20 protein-coding genes, 1 tRNA gene and 3 pseudogenes are annotated in these 19,900 nt (G+C 60.8%); 18 read left to right on the top strand and 6 right to left on the bottom strand.

The genetic code is table 11. The features are described 5' to 3' along the window. The first annotated feature begins 33 nt into the window (after positions 1–33). The 3 genes from KQH55_RS05800 (at position 34) to KQH55_RS05810 (ending at position 1,179) form a co-directional block, all read left to right on the top strand. Positions 34–276: an LPD7 domain-containing protein gene (locus KQH55_RS05800; RefSeq protein WP_076795062.1), complete on the top strand. Its 243-nt coding sequence runs from the start codon at positions 34–36 to the stop codon at positions 274–276. Between the two features lie 223 nt (positions 277–499). Further along, positions 500–754: a plasmid stabilization protein gene (locus tag KQH55_RS05805; protein WP_235090368.1), complete on the top strand. Its 255-nt coding sequence runs from the start codon at positions 500–502 to the stop codon at positions 752–754. Continuing rightward, on the top strand, positions 751–1,179 hold the full coding sequence (locus KQH55_RS05810) for a type II toxin-antitoxin system VapC family toxin (protein WP_235090369.1): 429 nt from the start codon (positions 751–753) through the stop codon (positions 1,177–1,179). The genes KQH55_RS05805 and KQH55_RS05810 overlap by 4 nt, the downstream gene beginning before the upstream one ends. A gap of 30 nt (positions 1,180–1,209) precedes the next feature. On the opposite strand, the pseudogene KQH55_RS05815 reads toward KQH55_RS05810, so the two are convergent. Both KQH55_RS05815 and KQH55_RS05820 read right to left on the bottom strand, forming a co-directional pair. Then, positions 1,210–1,403, bottom strand: a pseudogene (locus KQH55_RS05815) (transposase); the annotation flags it as partial. A 264-nt stretch (positions 1,404–1,667) separates the two neighbouring features. Beyond that, a complete protein-coding gene (locus KQH55_RS05820) occupies positions 1,668–2,576 on the bottom strand; it encodes an AraC family transcriptional regulator (protein ID WP_235090388.1) in 909 nt (302 codons plus the stop codon). Positions 2,577–2,877: 301 nt separating this feature from the next. Here KQH55_RS05820 and KQH55_RS05825 point away from each other — a divergent pair. From KQH55_RS05825 to KQH55_RS05850, 6 genes and pseudogenes are all read left to right on the top strand, one after another. Further along, positions 2,878–2,991: pseudogene (locus KQH55_RS05825) on the top strand (oxidoreductase); the annotation flags it as partial. Between the two features lie 27 nt (positions 2,992–3,018). Further along, positions 3,019–3,780 carry an SDR family NAD(P)-dependent oxidoreductase gene (locus KQH55_RS05830; protein ID WP_235090370.1) on the top strand — a complete coding sequence of 254 codons (762 nt, stop codon included), beginning with the start codon at positions 3,019–3,021 and terminating at the stop codon, positions 3,778–3,780. Positions 3,781–4,315: 535 nt separating this feature from the next. Beyond that, positions 4,316–4,732, top strand: a complete 417-nt coding sequence (locus KQH55_RS05835) for a nuclear transport factor 2 family protein (protein ID WP_235090371.1) — start codon at positions 4,316–4,318, stop codon at positions 4,730–4,732. Positions 4,733–4,908: 176 nt separating this feature from the next. Continuing rightward, on the top strand, positions 4,909–5,232 hold the full coding sequence (locus KQH55_RS05840; RefSeq protein WP_235090372.1) for a hypothetical protein: 324 nt from the start codon (positions 4,909–4,911) through the stop codon (positions 5,230–5,232). Between the two features lie 284 nt (positions 5,233–5,516). Next, positions 5,517–5,696: pseudogene (locus KQH55_RS05845) on the top strand (aldehyde dehydrogenase family protein); the annotation flags it as partial. 79 nt (positions 5,697–5,775) lie between these two features. Continuing rightward, positions 5,776–6,906 carry an NAD(P)-dependent alcohol dehydrogenase gene (locus KQH55_RS05850; RefSeq protein WP_076784899.1) on the top strand — a complete coding sequence of 377 codons (1,131 nt, stop codon included), beginning with the start codon at positions 5,776–5,778 and terminating at the stop codon, positions 6,904–6,906. Positions 6,907–7,283: 377 nt separating this feature from the next. On the opposite strand, the gene KQH55_RS05855 is transcribed toward KQH55_RS05850, so the two are convergent. After that, positions 7,284–7,374 (bottom strand) — tRNA-Ser (locus KQH55_RS05855). Between the two features lie 337 nt (positions 7,375–7,711). Here KQH55_RS05855 and KQH55_RS05860 point away from each other — a divergent pair. Further along, positions 7,712–8,239 (top strand): phospholipase D-like domain-containing protein, encoded by a 528-nt coding sequence (locus KQH55_RS05860; RefSeq protein WP_076784898.1) that lies wholly within the window; start codon positions 7,712–7,714, stop codon positions 8,237–8,239. A gap of 138 nt (positions 8,240–8,377) precedes the next feature. Here KQH55_RS05860 and KQH55_RS05865 read toward each other — a convergent pair whose 3' ends face one another. Further along, positions 8,378–10,735, bottom strand: coding sequence for a cation-translocating P-type ATPase (locus KQH55_RS05865; RefSeq protein WP_370643206.1), 2,358 nt, complete (start codon positions 10,733–10,735; stop codon positions 8,378–8,380). An 80-nt stretch (positions 10,736–10,815) separates the two neighbouring features. Here KQH55_RS05865 and cadR point away from each other — a divergent pair, with 80 nt between their 5' ends. The 5 genes from cadR to KQH55_RS05890 all read left to right on the top strand — a co-directional run bounded on the left by cadR (position 10,816) and on the right by KQH55_RS05890 (position 15,664). After that, complete coding sequence (cadR, locus tag KQH55_RS05870) at positions 10,816–11,247, top strand: Cd(II)/Pb(II)-responsive transcriptional regulator (RefSeq protein ID WP_076787137.1); 432 nt, start codon at positions 10,816–10,818, stop codon at positions 11,245–11,247. Between the two features lie 115 nt (positions 11,248–11,362). Continuing rightward, positions 11,363–12,286 (top strand): PRC-barrel domain-containing protein, encoded by a 924-nt coding sequence (locus KQH55_RS05875; RefSeq protein WP_235090374.1) that lies wholly within the window; start codon positions 11,363–11,365, stop codon positions 12,284–12,286. Then, positions 12,283–13,533 carry an MFS transporter gene (locus KQH55_RS05880; RefSeq protein WP_235090375.1) on the top strand — a complete coding sequence of 417 codons (1,251 nt, stop codon included), beginning with the start codon at positions 12,283–12,285 and terminating at the stop codon, positions 13,531–13,533. The genes KQH55_RS05875 and KQH55_RS05880 overlap by 4 nt, the downstream gene beginning before the upstream one ends. A 147-nt stretch (positions 13,534–13,680) precedes the next feature. Then, entirely contained in the window at positions 13,681–14,787 is a 1,107-nt protein-coding gene (locus KQH55_RS05885; protein WP_235090376.1) for an OpgC domain-containing protein, read from the top strand. A 34-nt stretch (positions 14,788–14,821) separates the two neighbouring features. After that, on the top strand, positions 14,822–15,664 hold the full coding sequence (locus KQH55_RS05890) for an esterase family protein (RefSeq protein ID WP_076787133.1): 843 nt from the start codon (positions 14,822–14,824) through the stop codon (positions 15,662–15,664). A gap of 228 nt (positions 15,665–15,892) precedes the next feature. Here KQH55_RS05890 and KQH55_RS05895 read toward each other — a convergent pair whose 3' ends face one another. Further along, positions 15,893–16,807, bottom strand: a complete 915-nt coding sequence (locus KQH55_RS05895) for a LuxR family transcriptional regulator (RefSeq protein WP_076784894.1) — start codon at positions 16,805–16,807, stop codon at positions 15,893–15,895. Positions 16,808–17,788: 981 nt separating this feature from the next. Here KQH55_RS05895 and KQH55_RS05900 point away from each other — a divergent pair. The 3 genes from KQH55_RS05900 (at position 17,789) to KQH55_RS05910 (ending at position 19,402) form a co-directional block, all read left to right on the top strand. Beyond that, entirely contained in the window at positions 17,789–17,992 is a 204-nt protein-coding gene (locus KQH55_RS05900; RefSeq protein WP_076784893.1) for a cold-shock protein, read from the top strand. Between the two features lie 220 nt (positions 17,993–18,212). Continuing rightward, complete coding sequence (locus KQH55_RS05905; RefSeq protein ID WP_104077038.1) at positions 18,213–18,464, top strand: hypothetical protein; 252 nt, start codon at positions 18,213–18,215, stop codon at positions 18,462–18,464. 527 nt (positions 18,465–18,991) lie between these two features. Then, positions 18,992–19,402, top strand: coding sequence for a hypothetical protein (locus tag KQH55_RS05910; RefSeq protein ID WP_076795089.1), 411 nt, complete (start codon positions 18,992–18,994; stop codon positions 19,400–19,402). 52 nt (positions 19,403–19,454) lie between these two features. Here the strand turns inward: KQH55_RS05910 and KQH55_RS05915 are convergent, their stop codons facing one another. Then, the gene (locus KQH55_RS05915; RefSeq protein ID WP_076795091.1) at positions 19,455–19,898 is read right to left on the bottom strand and encodes a hypothetical protein; all 444 of its coding nucleotides are present in this window, start codon (positions 19,896–19,898) and stop codon (positions 19,455–19,457) included. Positions 19,899–19,900: the final 2 nt, after the last annotated feature.

Here is a 19,900-nt window from a genome sequence, read left to right on the forward strand (position 1 = left end):
GTTTGATGGCTTGCAAGCCGCCTTGCGCCTGCCGTGTCACGCTACGGTGACCGCTTCACGGTCAATGGCACGGCCGATTTTAGCGCGCAGATCATTCGCTCGGCTGTCGATTCCGAGTTTTCTGTCACTTTTGCCGATCCGGCGATGGAGTGGGAGCGGCTGGCGCGGATCGCCACCGAGGTGACAGGCATGCCCAATGTGAAGCGGCCAGGGGGCGCGACAGTTAGTCAGACACCGTCGCCACAGCGCTGGAACGGCCTTTGCACGCTCAGCTAGCTCGACATTCTAAGCATCGGCGGAGGAGAGGCCGCGCGGCCCGCCTAGACACCAGCAGCGCCGGCTGACTGCTATGAGGAGCGCCGGCGGGCCAAGTTGCAAGCTGGGCTGAGGCCAAGAAGGTAAAACCCCAAGGTCAAAAAGGCCGGTTGTGTTGATGCTTGCAAGTTGCAGTCATTAGAACATAATTGCAGTCAATGAAAGCAAATTAAAGGTTTTGACTATGGCCATCCTGACGGTGCGGAATGTGCCCGACGAGGTGCACCGCGCTCTGCGCCTGCGGGCCGCCGTGCATGGCCGCAGCACAGAGGCGGAGGTCCGCGAGATTCTTGAAAATGCGGTGAAGTCGGAAAAGCGTGTCCGCATGGGCGACGCGCTGGCGGAGCTTGGCCGCCGCGTGGGGTTAACGAACGATGATTTCGCACTGTTAGACCAGGTACGCGACAAGATGCCGGCGGAGCCGGTGGGGTTTGAATGATCGTCTTGGACACGAATGTCGTCTCCGAGGCGATGAAACCCGAACCCGATCCGGCCGTGCGGGCCTGGTTGAATGAGCAGGTGGCGGAAACCCTTTACCTTTCCAGTGTGACGTTGGCCGAGTTGCTGTTTGGCACCGGTGTGCTTCCGGACGGGAGGCGCAAGAAGGGCCCGGGCGTAGCCTTGGACGGCTTGCTCGAGCTGTTTGGCGAGCGCGTGTTGACATTCGATACCGAAGCGGCTCGCCACTATGCCGAGCTGGCGGTGAAGGCCCGTACGGCCGGAAAGGGTTTTCCGACGCCAGACGGATATATTGGTGCTATTGCGGTCTCCAAAGGATTTATCGTAGCAACACGCGATACCAGTCCCTTCGAGGCGGCCGGGCTTACTGTTATCAACCCTTGGGATTACCAGTCAATCCAGTGAATACCTGACACCGTGATTTCCTAAAGTGTGTTATGCACTTTGCAAGATGGGCGCGGCATGAACGCGCATGAACATAGCAAAGCAAAGACGGCGAAATGCAAGCCGACGAGCGTTTCAGGCAAACGCTCGTCGTCGCGAGCGAGTCTTCGAAAGCGATTGAGCCATCCGAGACTGCGCTCGACGACCCATCGGCGCGGCAGCAGGATAAAGCCCTTCTTTGCCTCTGACCACGCTCTAGTGTGAAGGGAGGAAATGAGCATAGTCGGTCCAGATATCAGAGTGGATCGATGCGCGCTAGCGACCCACTGCTGCCGCTAGCAAAGGATTCGCAAATGTCACAATGCTAGCTCAAAATAAACACCCGTCAACAGGCCGAATTGGCAAGATTGTCCGGTTCCAGCGTGGGAGCGCTTGAGGTACCTCCAGACCGATTTATCAAGATGCCATCGACCTTTGTTCGCGCCCTGGTCCGTCAATAGGCGTTCCCGTCAATTAGGCGCTGCGAAAACGTCGAGTTGAGTTGCAGGTGACAGGGCGAACGAAGCGCGCATATCCCGCGCTTCCTCGACGGGCGATCGCCCAAAAAACCGCTTGAACTCCCGACTGAACTGAGATGGGCTCTCGTAGCCCACGCGCGCCGACGCGGACGCAGCCGTCAAGCCGTCGCGGATCATCATCAGCCGAGCCTGATGCAAACGTGTCGATTTGATATATTGGATCGGCGAGGTGAGCGTGACGGCGCGAAAGTTGGCATGAAAAGCTGGCACGCTCATCCCGGCTTCGTTTGCGAGAGAGCTGACATCCAATGGCTGGGCATAGTCGGCGTGGATCCGGCGCAGCGCCTTCACCACTCTTCCAAATCGCCCCTGATGGGCGAGTGCTGCCCTCAGCGCTCCGCCTTGCTGCCCGACCAGCACCCGATAGCCAATTTCACGAACGATCGTGGGCCCTAATACCTGTGCATCAAGGGGTGACGTCAATGCCCGAAGCAGGCGGAAGGTGGCATCGGCCAAATCGCCGTCCAACGGCGTCGATAAGATTCCAAGCGGCGCTTCTTGCTGATGGCAACCTGACTGATCGATCATCAGAATGAGGTCGGCCAACTCGGTCAAGTCGAGCCGCAGCGATACGGCCAGCATTGGTTCCGACTCGCTCGCCTCAGTTTCCGTGGAGAACGGCAATGGCACCGACAAGACAAGGTAGTGCTGTGCATCGTAAACATAGACTTGATCGCCAAGGAACCCCAGCTTGCGGCCCTGGCAGACGATCACAATACTCGGCTCATATAACACGGGCGTGCGCCCTAACGGCCGGTTAGAGCGCATGAACCGCACGCTTTCCAGGGCGGACTGCGTGTATCCCTCGTTCGGCGCCAGCCGCTCGAGCAGGTTCACCATCTTTACGGAAATCGGATCGTCGGTAGCTGTCACGAGGGTCTTTCCTGGCGGCTGAGGCGAAGAAAATTGTAACCGCTCTAATCGATGGGCACGCCTCTATTTTGATAGGAATAGGCAATACCGTCATCGTCACGTGTATTCGCGCTCGCGCCCGCGGTTTTTAAGATGGGTCATCGGCTGCACGGTTCAGCTTAGGTGCCGGAAGACGCCGCAACCGCTACCTCGTCCGTTCATGGAAAGGGCACACGGCTTCTTCATCAAGCGAACCTCCACAGCTTATGAAATGGGGCACACAGCATGACGCATCGCGCTGACACCCGACGCGATAGCGCGTGCCGTGGCCTATGCGATTGAGCAGCCGGCTGACGTTGACGTCAGCGAGATCGTGGTGCGCCCGACCGCAAGCCCCTATTGAAATTTTTATCCCCTCAGGAGCATTCTCATGACTTCACAAACTTCCGCCATGCAGTCTTTCGACGGCAAGATCGCTATCGTCACCGGCGCCGCCAGCGGCATTGGGCTCGCCACCACGGAACTGCTGCATGCTCAAGGCGCCAGCGTGATCGCCGTTGACCGGTGCGCCGATGTCCAAGCGTTGACCAGGCCGGGAATCATCCCGCTCATTGCCGACGTCGCGCACGAGGAAAGTGCGGTACGCGCGGTGGCTACCGCAATGCAGCAGTTTGGTAAGCTCGACATTCTAGTCAACAACGCCGCGATCATCATCAACAAACTAGTCGTTGACATGACGCTCGAGGACTGGAATCGCGTGCAGGCCGTGAATGCCACGGGCGCATTCCTGTTCTCGCGTGAGGCCATGCGCGCGATGATGCCGGCGCGCACAGGCGTCATCGTCAACGTGGGTTCATACGCTTGCTACCAGGCGTTCCCGCTTATCGCTGCATACGCAGTGTCCAAAGGCGCGCTAGCCCAGTTGACGCGTGCCATGTCGCTTGAGGCGATCGATCATGGCATTCGCGTCAATGCGGTAGGGTCCGGCGACGCGGTAACGAATATCACGAACCACATCCACAAGAATGGTCCCGCATTCCTCGCCGAGCATGGCAAGAATGCGCCGATCAGACGCGCGGCGCAGCCGCGCGAAATTGCCGAAGTGATCGCCTTTCTGGCGTCCGACAAAGCCAGCTATATCGTCGGCGCAGTCGTGATGGCAGATGGTGGAATGAGCGTGGCGCTCAAGTAACGATAGGCCTAAAGCTCCATTTCATGGTTGCTTGAATGTTATTTCGTATAACTTATGTCTGGAGAATGGTGATGAACAAGGCAGGAAAGATTTTGCGAGGCGCGACAGCACTTCGATGTCAACTGTTTGCATCGCTAACCGTTCTACGGCACGCGCTTGCGCATCTGCGCAAGCAGCGCGGCCTGGCAGTGCCCGGCGACGGGCGCTGCCCCGGTAGGAGGAATCAAACCTAAAGTCTTGATGTGTGGATATCCCATCGACCAAGCAATGCATCTCAAAACTCGAGTGCGCGGTTGCCGATTAGTCGATGGGCGATCGGAAGCCGATGTTCCATTTCCTCAAGAATCTCGCAATGTCCGGAGACCTTTTTCAGGAACGCGCTACTACTCAAAGAGTTGCAATGGCTAAGGTTCCGATCCTCTATTATTCTTCGTATGGCCACATCGAAGCGATAGCCCGCCACATGCTCGTAGTGGGTGGGGGCATGACCATCGGCAGCTTCGAGATTTAATCAACTTTTGACCCAGGAAATACCATGAGCACCGCCGCTGAATTGCTACAGCAGCACCTCCATTTGCTTGTTGACGACCATGCTGGGTGGCAGAAGCTGTTTGCCGACGACATAGTGTGGGAATTGCCCTACGCAGCTGGTATCGGACATCCAACCCGGCTTAACGGCCGGGAAGAGGTTTTTAGCCACGCCTTCTGGTTCGTTGGCGCGGTCGCTGATTTTCGTTTCTTTGATCTGCGTATTGTCGCTGGGGCGAACCCCCAGCACGCAGTTGCGCAGGTATGCGCCGAGGGATTGATCAAACCGACCGGCCGAGTGTATCAGCAGGAGTACGTGGTATTTTTGGATGCGCGAGCAGGCAAGATCGTGCATCTGCGCGAATATTTTGATCCGATACAGGCCGCGAAGGCGCTCGACGCTGCCATTGTCGGCCTTGACTGAGCAGCGGTATTGATCATCTATGGAAAAGCTCGTGAAAGCTATCCGTGTTGCAGCCTACGGCGGTCCCGAATCGCTCGTGCTGCAGGGCGTTGAAGAGCCGCTTGCCGACGATGGAGGTGCTGATCGACATGGCTAGCACCGCAGTCAACTCGGTCGACTAAAGGATAGCCACGGGCATGATGAAGGCGTTCATTCCCCTGCCGTTGCCTGTTACCCCGGGCGTAGACGCGGCAGGAACGGTCATCATGCATGGACGCAACGTGCTTGAAGCAGGCGGTATTCTCACTATGGTCCTGACCGCGTGGCAGGCACTGCATGACCACGGCAATCTGCGCGCCGGACAGAAAATCGTGATCCACGGCGCGGTGGGCGGCGTGGGCGGTGCCGCTGTGCAAGTCGCGAAGATTGCCGGGGCGGGAGTCGTTAATATGGCATTGGCACGCAACCTTGAATACGTCAAATCTGGGTGCATCGACGGTTATCGACTATGCCGCGGATGATTTCGAGCGAACTGTGCGTGGCGTCGATATCGTGTTCCATCTCGTGGGAGGCGATACGCAATCGTGAAGCAGGGCTCACCGTGCGGCACCGTTGCCGGCGCCATGGCTGTACGGGAACCTTAGCAAACATCCACATCGCTTCCTATTCAGACATTGATGAGAAGCGTGTGTCACATTTTGTATGCGATAGGTTTGCCATGCAATTCGTCGTGCCTGCAATCCCCCGAAGGCCTGCACGCATTGCAATACGCGAGCTGCGACTGCCGTTCGGCGCCGGGGATGGCGAGTATGGTCTGTCGATGGCGATTGTGTCCAGCGATGTCGGGCGCGCCTTCAAGCTGGGCGAGCGCCTGCGCGCGGGCTTGCTGCACATCAACGATCAGACCATCAACGACGAGGTGGTCACTCCGTTTGACGGCGTCGGCGCATCGGGCAACGGCCGCAGTATCGGCGGCCCGGCAAACTAGGAGGAGTTCACTCAAAGGCAGTGGCTGACCGTTAAGGGACAGGCATCTGCCTGCCTACTCTGAAGAGGACTAGACCATGAATGCGTCGACAGGTTTGCACAATATCACGGTGGCGGTGGCACGTGCTCCGCAACAGCCTTTCACCATCGAACCGGCGCGCATCCGGGGGCCACAGGGGGACGAAGTTCTGGTGCGTGTGGTTGCCACTGGCCTGTGCCACACTGACCTAATCATGCGTGACCAGCACTACCCTGTACCGCTGCCGGCGGTACTCGGCCATGAAGGCGCGGGGATCGTCGAGCAGGTCGGCCCGACCGTCAAGAACTTGAAGGCCGGTGACCATGTGGTGCTGACCTACGGTGCCTGCGGTCATTGCAACCCTTGCGCCAGCGGCCACAAAGCTTACTGCAAGGATTTCTATCCGCTTAACTTCGGGAGCAGCGATGCCCATGGCCATACCGCGCTGCAGACACCCGAGGGCGAACCGCTACACGATCATTTCTTCGCCCAGTCCTCTTTTGCCACCTACGCGCTCGCGCGCGAGCACAACGCCATCAAGGTGCCCACTGATGCCCCGCTGGAGTTGCTCGGTCCCCTGGGATGTGGCATCCAGACCGGCGCAGGCGCGGTGATCAATTCGATGAAGGTGCGCCTGGGTAGCAGCTTTGCCGCCTATGGCGCCGGTGCGGTGGGGTTAAGCGCGGTGATGGCCGCACGCGTGGTAGGTGTGACCACCATCATTGCTATTGATGTCGTGTCTTCGCGGCTGGAACTGGCGAGAGAACTGGGGGCCACCCATACGGTGAACAGCCGAGAGGCTAATATTGTCGAGGCAGTACGTGAGATAACCGGCAGCGGCGCCGATTTCGCACTCGAATCCACTGGAAGGCCGGAAGTGCTCGAAGCTGGCATCGAGGCGCTGAGTGGCTTAGGCACCATCGGTATTGTCGGTGCGCCAAAGCTTGGCACCCGGGCCACCTTCGACGTCAACAATCTGCTGCTGGGCGGGCGTAGCATCCGTGGCATCGTCGAGGGCGACAGCGTACCTTCGGTGTTCATCCCTCAGTTAGTCAAGCTCTATCAGCAGGGCCGGTTCCCATTCGACCGCCTGGTCAAGTTCTATTCTCTAGAACAGATCAATCAGGCCGCTGAAGACAGTACCAAGGGGGTCACCCTAAAGCCCATCCTGCGCATGGCCGCGAACTGAGCGGTGCACGTCGATGTGTCCGGGAGAACAGGAAGAGGTCGGTGATAGTTGCCATACTCGTAGAGCGTCTTGGACTTGAGCTTGTCCCTCTGTGAGTAACATAGCTGGATGAGCTTCTCGACCGAGATGCCGCCTTTTGCATTTTCTTCGAGAGCTTAATGGCTGCGGCATGCGCAAACACCGGCTCCTCGGTGTTCAAACACACGCGCCGCTCCTTGCGGCGACCGTGCTCGGTTTTAGTGCATGGGGAAATCGTAGACACCGTGCCGGCGTCTTGCAACGCGGGAGGAACTTCCATAGTGCGGATATCCCAAATCAGGGAGACTATGGCGAGAGCCGATTGAAAAACGTCCTGGGCTCAATCGATTAGGTGTCGGTGGCGGAGAGAGGGGGATTCGAACCCCCGATAGGCTATTAACCTATACACGCTTTCCAGGCGTGCGACTTAAACCACTCATCCATCTCTCCGAGAACAAGCGATTTTACCAGCATCGAAAATGCTAAACAAGGAGGCGGTGTTAGATTTGTCAGCGCAACGTGAGAATGTTCGGTCCGTGCAAAGTAAGCATGCATGCGCGGCGCAGCCGGGCCTCTAACTGGGCGCTGGGTTCCGGCGATGTCCGTCGGCAACAAAATGTAAACCAGCATGCCGCCCCCGCATCGCTAACTAAACATTATACGAACTATTTCGTCCAGCGTGGTCGCTAGGTACATGGACCGGCAGTCGTTTGTCGTAGGGTTTAGCCGAACTGGGATGCGAAAGGACGTTCTCGTGGGACAACATATCCGGCTAAAATCGCCGCCCATGAAAGTACTGATCCATTGTCTCGTGGCCCTCGCGTGCGCCACAACCCTTACCGAAGCGGCGCCCCTGCGCATTCAGAACGCGACGGTCGATACGTATTTCTCACCGGATGGCGGAGCGGGCGCCGCCGCGGCGGCGCTGATCGACGGTGCCAAGCGCCGGGTCTGGCTGGCTGGCTATGCATTCACGTCACCCGACATCGCAAAGGCCTTGCGCAACGCCCGTGTGCGCGGTGTCCAGGTGCGCGTGGTATTGGACAAATCTAACGAGACCGGCAAATATAGTGGGGCAACCTATCTGGCTAATGCCGGCATCGACGTGCGGATCGACTCGCGCTATCCCATCATGCACCACAAGTTCATCGTGGTGGACGATGTGGTAGCGTTTGGTTCGATGAACTTTACCCGGGCGGGTGACCGCAAGAACGCGGAGAATTTCAACGTGTTTCGTGGTGCGCCGGCGCTGGCCAGCGCCTACGCCGCAGAGTTTGATCGACTGTATGCCGAATCCGCCCCATACCGCCGCTAAAGCGGGCGCACGCGCGGCGGATTGCCGTCAGCGGCTGGCCGCATCATGCGCCCGATCGAGTAATGCGAGGGCGGCAGCGGGATTCGTCCATGAGATTGCATCGCAGCTCCGTGTCAATGGAGCTGCGATGCAGTCCGCCTAGCGACGCAACAGCCGGAGCCCGTTGCCCACGACCAACAGGCTTGCACCGACATCGGCGAATACGGCCATCCACATCGTACCGTAGCCGGCCAGCGTGAGCGCCAGAAATGCGCCCTTGAGCCCCAGCGCGACAACGATGTTCTGCGTTAGGATGCGACGCGTGGCCTTCGATAGCCGGATGAATACGGCAACCTTGCGCAGATCATCGTCCATCAGTGCGACGTCGGCGGTCTCGATCGCGGCGCCAGCGCCTAATGCGCCCATGGCAAAGCCGATATCGGCGCGCGCGAGCGCAGGCGCGTCGTTGATGCCATCACCCACCATACCCACCGCATGGCGCGTTCCGGTCAGTGACTCAATCGCGCGGCGCTTGTCGTCTGGCAATTGGTTGCCGCGAACCTCGTCGATGCCAGCCTGGGCCGCGATGGTCTGCGCGGTATGCGGATTATCGCCACTCAGGATGAGCGTGCGCACGCCGAGCCGATGCAACTGTGCAACAGCCTCGCGACTGGTGGGCTTCAGGGTGTCGGCAAGTGCGAATAAGGCGAGAACGCGGCGTTCGTCCATGAGCATCACGACCGTCTTACCTTGCCGTTCCAAGCTGTCCAGCTTTGCATCAAGCTTCGCATAGCGGCATCCGAGCGTTTCAGCCAGGCGGCGGTTGCCGAGCCAGTAGCGCACGCCGTCGATAGTGCCGTGCACGCCGCGTCCGGGCAGCGCGCCAAAGTCGTCGACGACCAAGTGTTGCGGGCCGGCGGCACCGGCGGCGGCGATCGCGGCGGAGACAGGATGGTCTGAGCGGGCGGCAAGGCTCGTCGCCAACTGGCGACAGCGCGCGGCATCCACTGTCGCACATGGCTCAAAATCGGTTTGCTGCGGACGCCCCACGGTTAAGGTGCCGGTCTTGTCCAGTGCGAGCCATGCCAGGCGGTGCCCTTGTTCCAGGTAGCGGCCGCCTTTGACTAGGATGCCGTGGCGGGCGGCGACCGCCAGCGCGCTGACAATCGTGACAGGGGTGGAGATGACTAGCGCGCATGGGCAGGCGATGACCAGTAGCACCAGTGCTTTGTAGACCGACGCCGTCCACACGGCATGGCCAAGCAGCGGCGGCACGGCCGCGACCAGCAGTGCCAATGCCAACACGACCGGCGTGTACACGCTCGCAAAGCGGTCGACAAAACGTTGGATCGGCGCCTTGGACGCCTGTGCTTGCTCGACCGCTTGCACAATGCGGGCCAGCGTGCTTTGCGTGGCGGGGAAGGTGACGCAATAGTCGAAAGAACCCGATGTATTGAGCGTCCCAGCATACACCGCGTCGCCGACCTGTTTGTCCACCGGCAGGCTCTCGCCGGTGATCGAGGCTTGATTGACCGCTGAGCGGCCCGACACGATACAGCCATCAAGCGCAATCCGCTCGCCTGGCTTCACGCGCACCCGTGCACCGGTTGGCACGGTGCGCGCGTCTACGACGCGCCAACTGCCGTCGGCTTGTTGCACGCTCGCCTTATCGGGCGCGAGCGCAACCAGACGCTCGATCGCACGTCGTGCGCGCTCCAGCGAAGCAGCCTCGATGCGTTCGGCGATCGTAAACAACACCATCACCATAGCGGCTTCCGGCCATTGGCCCAGCGCGAAGGCGCCGGTCACCGCGACGCTCATCAACGCGTTGATGTTCAGGTTACCGTGACGAATCGCGATCCAGCCTTTGTGGTAGGTGCGCAGGCCAGCACCGAGCACGGCGAGCGCCGCGAGCGCCGCCGTAGTCCAGCCGGGTGCACCCAGCCAGGTCAACGCCTCAGCCAACAGCGCGGCGATGCCGGCCGCCACGAGCGGCCAGCGCCGTGCTGTATGCGTATGCGCCGGCGGCGGCACGGTGCGCGTATCGTCATGCGGTTGTATCTCGGGGGTGAAGCCGAGTGAAGTGAGCGCGGCGACGATGTCGTCCAACGCGTCGCGCGGGTGCTCAACGGTCAATACACGTTGCAACAGGTTGAACTCGAGACGTTCGGCGGGAACGATCATGTGCAGCTTCGAACGGATCAACGTTTCCTCAGTCGGGCAGTCCATTTGCCGAATAAGGATGCGCGTGCGTACCGTGTCGGTAGCGGCCATCTCGTCGCCGTCGCGCGCGCGTGCCGCCGAAGACGAATCTGCACCCGGGCTGTAGGCTGCCTGCGTAACGGCATCGGCATGGCAAATATCGGCGTGCGACCGGTTGCCGGTGTGCGGGCTGGCACAGCATGTGTCGTGCTCCCGGGTGGTGGCATGGGCATGGCACGGCGCTTGCGAGCGGCGCTCATGCTCGATATCGACTGATGTCGCTTGTGGGCTTCTGGCGAAGTGGCGATCGACCATGCTGGATTCCTCAGGTGATTTATGCTGTAGTACACACCTTGAAGCCGCTTTAAGGTCAAGCGGATCTATGCGGGACAATGATGAAAATTGGTGAATTGGCAAAGCGGGCCGGGTGCACGCCCGAAACAGTCCGCTTCTACGAGAAAGAAGGGTTGCTGCCGGTGGCGGCGCGCACAGGCGCCAATTACCGCGCATACGGCGAAGCGCATTTGGACCGTTTGCGCTTCGTGCGCAATTGCCGAGCACTGGACATGACGCATGACGAGATTCGTGTGTTGCTGCAGGCCGCGGACGCTCCGGCGCGCGATTGTGGCGCGATCGATGCGCTCGTCGATGAGCATTTGCGGCACGTCAGCATGCGAATCGACGAACTGCAGCAGCTGCGCGCACAATTGAGCGCGCTCCGCGAGCGGTGTCACGGCGCGCGGTCCGTTCAGGATTGTGGCATCATGCGCGGTTTGGCAGCCATGGACGGTCCTACTCATGTATCGAGGCAGACTCATCTGGGATGAACGCGCGATGCAAGAGTTGAGCCAATCAGCCCTGTCCCTGATGAGCGGTTTTTCCCGACGCGCTTGCCGTCCGAATCATCCCGTTCTGGTTTTACGTTGTCTATGCCTGTTTAGCATGCTGCTGGCGCTCGTCGCTTGTAGCACGTTCGATCAGCAGAGCCCGGCACCGATCGTCGAAGGCATGGCGCAGGCAGTGCCCCTGCCTGAAGCGGCGCCGCCGGAACCGGCTGCGCCGCCGGTGCAACCTGAGCTCGAGCTGCGTGAGGCAAAGACGGATAGTGACCGTGCGGCACCGAAAAAGCCGCACCGATCACCGCAACGCGCTACGGCGACCGTGTCTTCGCCGCCGCCGGTGCAGCCAATGCCGGCGCCGCTGATTGCATCGCGGCTGCTGTATCCGGGCCAGGTCAAGGGCCTGCTCGATACCGAGGTGCAACGGCCGGATGGCAAGGCCATCGGCCATGCCGTGGACTTGGTGGTCGATGCCAACGGGATGCTGCGCGAGATCGTCGTCAACCTGACAGGGTTCATGGGAGTCGGGGATCGCAAGGTCGATTTCCCGGTTGGCGCGCTGCGGGTCAAGCCAGTGGGGCCGCGTGTGGCCGGGGCGTTGGAATGGGTGCCATCGCGCACGCCGCCGATCGATCCGGCCAAGCCGTCGCAAGCCGGCAGCCCGACATCGGGCGCTGTGCCGCTGATGGATACCACCGTGCAGCGCACCAACGGTTCGAAGGTGGGGCGCGTCGTTGACGTGCTGATCGATGCGGGGCTGCGGCCGCAGGCTGCGGTGCTCGAGCTGGGTAACCTGATTAGCGCAGACCGGCGGCGGATCGCCGCCGATTGGTCAGCGCTGCGCTTCGTGGCTCGGGACAAGGCCATTCAACTGCTGTTGGACCTATCGGATCAGCAGCTTGATGCTTCGCCGTCCTATATGGCCGACCAGCCGATCCGTGCGGTATCGCCTGCGCCTATCGCCGCGCGCGGCACGCCGGCCGTAGCACGACAGCCGACGGCCCCGGCAGGGCGGGCATCCCGATGAACAAGACTGTCATGCCGAATGCACGGAGCCTGCGTGCGCTGGATGGCCTGAACTTCTTCCTTGCAAACGTCCAGACGGGGTTCGGGCCGTTCATCGCCTCGTACCTGGCCACGCACAAATGGACCCAAGGAGAAATCGGCATCGCGCTGTCGGTCGGTACGATCACGGCAATGGTCAGCCAAGTGCCGGCCGGTGCGTTGATCGACGCGACGCAGAACAAGCGTGCCGCGGCGATGGCTGCGATCGTTGCGATTGCGATCTGCGCACTGCTGTTGGCTGGCAGCCCGACCACGATCCCCGTGCTCGCTGCGGAGGTGTTCCACGGCTTTGCCAGTTGCATGTTGACGCCGGCCCTCGCGGCGTTGTCGCTTGCGCTGGTCGGCCGCCACGCGTTGGGCGACCGGCTGGGCCGAAATGCGCGGTTTGCCTCGATCGGCAGCGCGGTGGCCGCCGGGTTAATGGGATTGTGCGGCGAATATGTATCAGTGCGCTCGGTGTTCTGGTTGACGGCTGCATTGACGCTGCCAGCCATTATTGCGTTATACATGATCGATCCCCTTCATCTGGGTCCGGCGCGCGCCGCGCGTGAACTGCCACAGCGGCCTGTGCCGGCGCCGCCGCGCGAGAGCATTGGCGAGCTGTTGCGGGATCGGCGCATGTTGACGTTTGCCGCATGCATCGTGTTGTTTCACTTATCCAATGCGGCCATGTTGAATCTGGCGGCCGGCGAAGTCACCGCGCATATGGGTGACAACGTGCAACTGGTGATTGCCGCTTGCATCATCGTGCCGCAGTTCATCGTGGCATGGCTCTCGCCGTGGGTCGGGCGCTCGGCGCAGCGATGGGGACGCCGGCCGATTCTGTTACTGGGCTTTGCCGCGTTACCGGTGCGGGCGCTGCTGTTTGCTGGCGTTACCACACCGAGCCTGCTGGTGCCGGTGCAAATCTTCGACGGGCTGAGCGCCGCGGTATTCGGCGTGATGCTGCCGTTGATCGCAGCCGATGTGGCCGGCGACAAGGGGCGCTACAACCTGTGCATTGGCGTATTCGGCCTGGCCGCCGGCATCGGCGCGACGCTGAGCACCGCGCTCGCCGGACTGGTCGCGGACCATTTTGGCAACGGCGTAAGCTTCATCGGCTTGGCGGTGGCCGGCGCGCTGGCCGTGCTGATAGTGTGGCTGGCGATGCCCGAAACGCGCGAGGCCGACGTCACGGACGCTGACACGACGCCCGCTGCTCGCGCGTGACGTGTGAAGGCATGGCGTGTGAAGACGCGAAACTCAATGGCATAATACGGTTTGTACCCATTGCGCAGCGCTTCGTCTTGGGTGACGGGCGGTGCGCGGTGGGTTCCCGGCCCGCCTTGCCTGTTTACCCATCCCCTCTTTGTACTGATGCAGCCATCGACTGCTCGCTTGGCCGAGCTCGACTTTTTTCGTGGCCTCGTATTACTGATCATCGTCGTCGATCACATCGGCGGCAGCATGTTGTCACGTGTGACGTTGCACACCTATGCGCTGTGCGATGCTGCCGAGGTATTCGTGTTCCTGGGCGGCTACGCCACCGCCATCGCGTGGACCACGCTCGCCGCGCGTCGTGATGAGGCCGCCGCGCGTCGACGTTTCATCCGCCGTGCGTGGGAAATCTACCGTGCTTTTCTCGTTACCGCTGGTTTGATGTTGCTCGTCAGCGCGATTCTGCGCGCGTTCAGCATCGACGCGCCCAATATGGCGTCGGCTGACCTGGACGGGCTGATTGACTCGCCTGCAGTGGTGCTGCGCGACATCTTATTGTTCCGGCGGCAGCCCTATCTGGCGTCTGTGTTGCCGATGTATGCGTTCTTTGCGCTGGCGGTACCGGTGATTATCCCGCTTGCACGCGGCTGGCCCTGGTTGCTGGCGGTGTGCTCGTTCGCGCTGTGGTGCCTGGCCGGTGACGCATACTGGCTGCTGCCGGCTGCACCGGGGAACCGGTGGGATTTCAATCCGTTCGCCTGGCAAGCGATGTTCACGCTCGGCGCGCTGGCGCGCTGCCAGCCGATCTACGCTGGCCTGCGTCGTTCGCGCGCAGGCTGGATCATTAGCGTCGTCGCGCTGCTCACGGTGCTCATCTGCGCGTACTGTAAATTGTCCATCAATGGGGCGTCGGACAGTGTCATGAAGCGCGACTTGCAGTGGCCTCGCGTGGTCAATTTTATCGCGCTCGCCTGGCTGGTGGCGAACATGGTGCAATATGGCTGGATGCGTCGGCTGGCCGGATCGGTGCCGTGGATCGGCGCCGTTGGCCGCAAGGGCTTGTTATGCTTCGTGGCGGGTACGGTGATTTCGCTCGGTGTCGATTCGGTACTCTATTGGTGGACCGACGGGTTGCTCGATGTGCCGCTCGGGCTCGTCGCCGACGCGGTGGCGATCGCCTCGTTGCTGCTCGTGGCTGGCTGTGCGGATCCGCTCACGCGGTGGTTCGGTGCAGCCGCTGCACGCCGCACGGCCGGCGCTGCTTGAGCGCGCGCGTATCATAGGGAGGAGGGCAGGCTCGATGCGCATCTTGCTGGAGTGGCTGACAGCGGTGCTCGGTTTGATGGCTGGGGCGCCTGCGATCGCCAGTACCGTGCTGATCCGCTCGTTTCATTCGGAAACCCTGAACCGGGACTGGTCGTACACAATCTACCTGCCGACCGGCTATGATCACGACGGCCCACGATTACCGGTTGTCTATCTGCTGCACGGAAACAATGACAATGCGAACGACTGGATCTCACAAGGGCGCGTGCAGGCTACCGTCGACGCGCTGATCGAGCGCAAAGATATCGCACCGATCGTCATTGTGATGCCGCAGGGTGGTACGCAATGGTACGTGGACCGGAAGGAGGCGATCGAAACCGCGTTCTTCTCCGAGCTGATGCCGGAAATTGACGCGCGTTTCAGGGTTTCCCAGCAGCGTGACGAGCGGGTAATCGGCGGTGTATCGATGGGGGGATTCGGCGCGCTGCGCTATGCAATGACCCGGCCGGACTTGTTCGGCTCGGCGATCCTGCTCAGTCCCGCCATCTACGCGAACGAACCGCCGCCGAGTTCGGCGGCGCGCTGGGTCGGGGTATTCGGCGCGGCGCAATTCGACCCGCAGGTCTGGCGCGCGTTGAACTATCCAGCGCAGTGGCGTGCTTACCTGCGGCAACCGTTGCGTGTGTCCATGTTCGTCGCGTCCGGCGACGACGATCTTGCGATCCAGGCCGAGGTGTGCAAATTGTACGCGAACTTACGTGCGTGCGGCAATCCGGCAGCGCTGCGCATCGTCGACGGCGGCCATACATGGGCCGTATGGCGCAACCTGCTCGGAGACGCTTTGCGCTATGCACTGGCCCGGCCACGAAGCCGTTAGTAGCGTGTCGTGCGCGTCATGTCTGACTGGTGCCTACGCGTTGCGGTTCAGCGCACGCGCCAGCCATTCCAATTGTTGCTTGATCGCTAGCACCGCCAAGCGGACAAGCGAGCGCACAAGCAATGTTGCCTGGCACAGAGTGGGATTGCTGCTTCAGTGCTCGTCCGTGAGCCGTTACGGCAACGATGACTTGGCGTTCGTCATGCGAGTCACGATGATCCGTGCCGGTCACAGGTATGCGCGCGCGACGTTGATCAACTGCACCCGGTTGCGCACGTTGAACAATGTACGCAATCGTCGCATGTGATAGTCGACGTTGTGTGGCGACAGGCCAAGGAAATAGGCAATTTCCTTGTCGCGACGACCTTGCACGACGGCTTGCAGGATCGATTGCTGCAACTCGGACAGCGCGATCCCTTCACGTTGTGGTGCCGGCGCCAGGCCAATCGCGCCTTGCGCGTGCGTCCAAATGAACTCATGAATGGCATGCGCAAACATCAATGTCTGGGCAACGAGCGTATCGCTGAGCCAGCGGATGTCATCCATCGATGAATTGAAACACAGGCAGGCCGTCGTATCGACGCGCGGCAGCGGGAAGCGGATCACCAGTCCGCTACGCCGCTTGTCTTCCTCCAGTAGCTCGATCAGTTGTCTGATGCGTTGGCTGCGCGATGGTGCGCGAGGCAAATTCACGCGCAGTTGCGCGGCGCTCCACGGCGACGGCAGGCCAGTGGACGATGCACAATGGATCCTTGGGTCAAAATCGAAATAGCGCTCGCGGAAGTAGCGTGACAACCAACTGCGCGACTCGTAGTCCGTCAGCACGAACATTGACTTGTGATCGCTGCTTTTGCGCGGCACGATATAGCTGAATGAGTCGAACCCCAATTGCGCAAGCTTGCCCCGCATGAATTCCACACGATCTTGCACACTGGTATAGCGCAGCAGGGGGCTGGTCGTAAGAGGCTGGCGGGGATCAGCCTTCGGGGCGCCGATGTCTTGCTCTGTAAACAGCGTAAGGAAGCCGCCGGGTGGCAGCGCTACATGAGCCGTCGCAGCCACTGCGCCGTCAGACGGGTTTGGCTGTTCACCGGATGCTGGCCGGGTAAGCCAGTACGGCAGCGTTTCGCATTCTTGCTCCATGGAACGGTGGCTCCAGCGTCGGTCGTGATGATGGGACTGCAACATCTAACGATCTTTTTTCGATTTATACGGGTGCAGCAAGCAAATCACACACGCTTGGCGGCACGCGCCGACGCGGGGAGCAGCGTTCGGCGGGCGGGCCTGAGCGTCGTCAAACTTCGGGTAGCGAGCAACGCGCTGCGACCGTATAGTGAACCAACATGGCGAAGTTTGCAGGTACCGGTCTGCGGTCCGTCATGGCGGTGCGCCCGGCGGCGCATCTATCCTTGTAGCGCCGTACCAGGCTTGGTGTCGTCAACCGCGTCTGCCCGGCTGGCGCCTTCGGAGTCGGCGTGCGTGGCGCCGGAAACACAACTTATGAGTATTCCAGAAGTGTCGTGAACCGGTACATACGAGGTTTCGTAGTGGCGCGGCATCGGAAGGGCCACCGCGTTCGAGCCGCTCTCGTGACGAAAGATTTGCGACTGAGGCCGTCAGGTTGCGGTGGCGGACAGCGCGGGGCTCGCACGGTAGCGCAGTGTAGGCGCAACGGCATAAGCACTGGCAAGGCGGAACGCGTCAGTTCGTTGACCGCTGGGCGCATATTGCGTCAGACGCGAGACACGGCGCTGCACCGTGCACGAGCAGGGTGGGCACGATCAGTGCTTAGTTTTTTTGTAGCCTATCGGTTGAGTTATATAGATTACGCAAAAAGGAACCATCCTGTTCAGCAATAGAGGCGTCCGTTTGCTGGCGTCCGTCGACGCGCCAGGCGAACACTATCAGAATTTTTATTGCTTTAAGCATGACCGCGCGCGAAAACGTTTGACTGTATGCATCATCTCGCGTATCTTTGCTGACTGAAGTTTTCAAGATGTCCGATTGCTGTTCATCATCTGTCCGCGACCCACGCGGTACGCTCGTTGTCCTCTCCCTCTTGATCGCTTCCGTACTGCCGCACTAAGCGGGAAACATTTATTTTTTCTTTTGAGGGATTCGTCCATGGATACCGGTATCGTTAAGTGGTTCAACGACAGCAAGGGTTTTGGTTTCATCACGCCGGACGCGGGTGGTGAAGACCTGTTCGCGCATTTCTCCGAAATCACCGGAGAGGGATTTAAGACGCTGGTGGAGAACCAGCGCGTCAGCTATCAGGTCAAGCGTGGCCCGAAGGGTCTGCAGGCCGCGAACATCAAGCCGCTGTAAGCTTCATACGTGTAAGCTCAATACGTCCGGATATGTCCGGACGACAGGCTGCCTCGCGTCCGCGGGGCAGTAGTATTGCCCGCCAGTCTTCCGCGCCGTGCCGTCTTTTCGACCGCGCGGCCGTCGGTCCAGCGCTTCGCGCTCCCCTCTGAATGCGCTCGTCCACCCTGGGTGTTGCCCATTCGTGGCCATTGGCCGGCTGTGTCACATCATAAAGACAATGCACAATCAAACTATTCGGATGTACCGCGGTTATGCGGTGCAGCCTTCCGCGCATCGATTACCCGATGGCTGTTTTTCTTCTAACGTCACGCTGGAACGGGCAAATTCGCCCATGTCCTCGCCATTGACGGCGGCGAAGACCGCAGCAAAGTTATATTGTTTTTACTCGCTCGATTATTTTAGTTCTGAACAAGAGGCGGTCCGCTATTCGAATCGCTGGGCCCAGCATTGGATCGATATGCGCGGTTGAGCACCGTCGCCCACGGCTGCCCTGAGTACTGCATATCGGCTGATCGAGAAACGTCGGGTTTCAGGCGTCCAGCAGGGCCATGATGCGACCGGTTTCCCAGTCCGATTTGGAAAGAGCCCATGCCATGTTGCCGCAGCAGCGCCCGGACGGCATAAAACATTAGAAAACGGTTTATATCGACTTCGTGACGGCGGCCGACGAACAACTTGTCCAACACAACGCTGCGCCGTTTGGCAGATACTACTCGACGATGACTGATCCATTGTGGCGAATCCATTTCAGCAAGTCGTTCCTGCTCATCTCGACTCCTGGCGAGGCCATGCCCGACCCCGGTGCCGACCAGCGGGCAGGCGCAACGGATCATGACGGCGGTGAGGTGGCGGTGCGATACAGCATGCACCGACGCGGTGCTGTCTGTGGCGAAGGCACAAGGCCGCAACCCCGTGGTCGCCGCTTAGCAGGTGTTGGTTCATGCTAAACTGCCGCGTATGTCCGTCTGGCGCAGAGTTTCTATCGTCTTACTGCTGATGCTGGGTTTGCCGATCCGGCTTGCGGTGGCATCCGTGAATTGCGATCTGTCGCAGTTCACGCCGCCGGTCACGCATGCACATTCCGCACATGTCAAGACCGCCGTATGCGACATCAATCCGCATGCGGTGTTGGACACCCGGGCGGTATCCTCGGACGCTTCATACGTGGCCGCGTCCGCGGGCGCGCGTGCCGGCCAGCGAGGCCATGGCGACCACGTATCACATCATGGCGCGGGCCAGTGCAGTGGTGGCGCAAACTGCTGCGTCGGCGCGCCGCTGCCGTGTGTCGGCACGATTGCCGACATTCGTGTATTTGTCAACCTCCGTTTGTTGCCTCAGCCATCCGTTGGCGCAATCCGCTTCCTGACTGGCGGTATTGAGCGACCTCCGAGCGCGTATCCCGTCTAAGTTCATTGTCCGCTCGCCAGTGCTGGCGAAGCGGTGACTTGTCGGCCGGCCGTCACGCTGGCCCTTGGACCTGTTCGAGATCATCATGCGCAAGCTGTTCGCAGCGCTCGCGTGCGCCGTGGCTCATGTGCCGCAGCTCGTCCACGCCGAGCCTGCCTTTCCCGGGCCGGCCGACGCCAGTGCGTCGGTTCCGGCTGTCACTGTGCCACCGGCCTTTGCCGGATATCATCAGTACAACGATAGCGACGCCGTCGAGTGGATTCGGTTGAATCGTGCGCTCGCGCCGGGCCGCGGCGAGTTGGCCGGGCCGAGCCGTTCCACCCCGCAGGGGCGGGCCGCGGCGCATGACCACGCCGACCACGTTGACCGTGCCGGCCACGACGGCCAGACTACCCACACCGGCCGTATCAGCCACGCTGGCTACACAGATTCTGTGGGTCGTGCTAATCACACAGATCGCACGAATCACACAAATCACACCGGTCATCAGGAGCATAC

Source organism: Mycetohabitans sp. B3, assembly GCF_021498065.1.
In the GTDB taxonomy this organism is placed as follows: domain Bacteria; phylum Pseudomonadota; class Gammaproteobacteria; order Burkholderiales; family Burkholderiaceae; genus Mycetohabitans.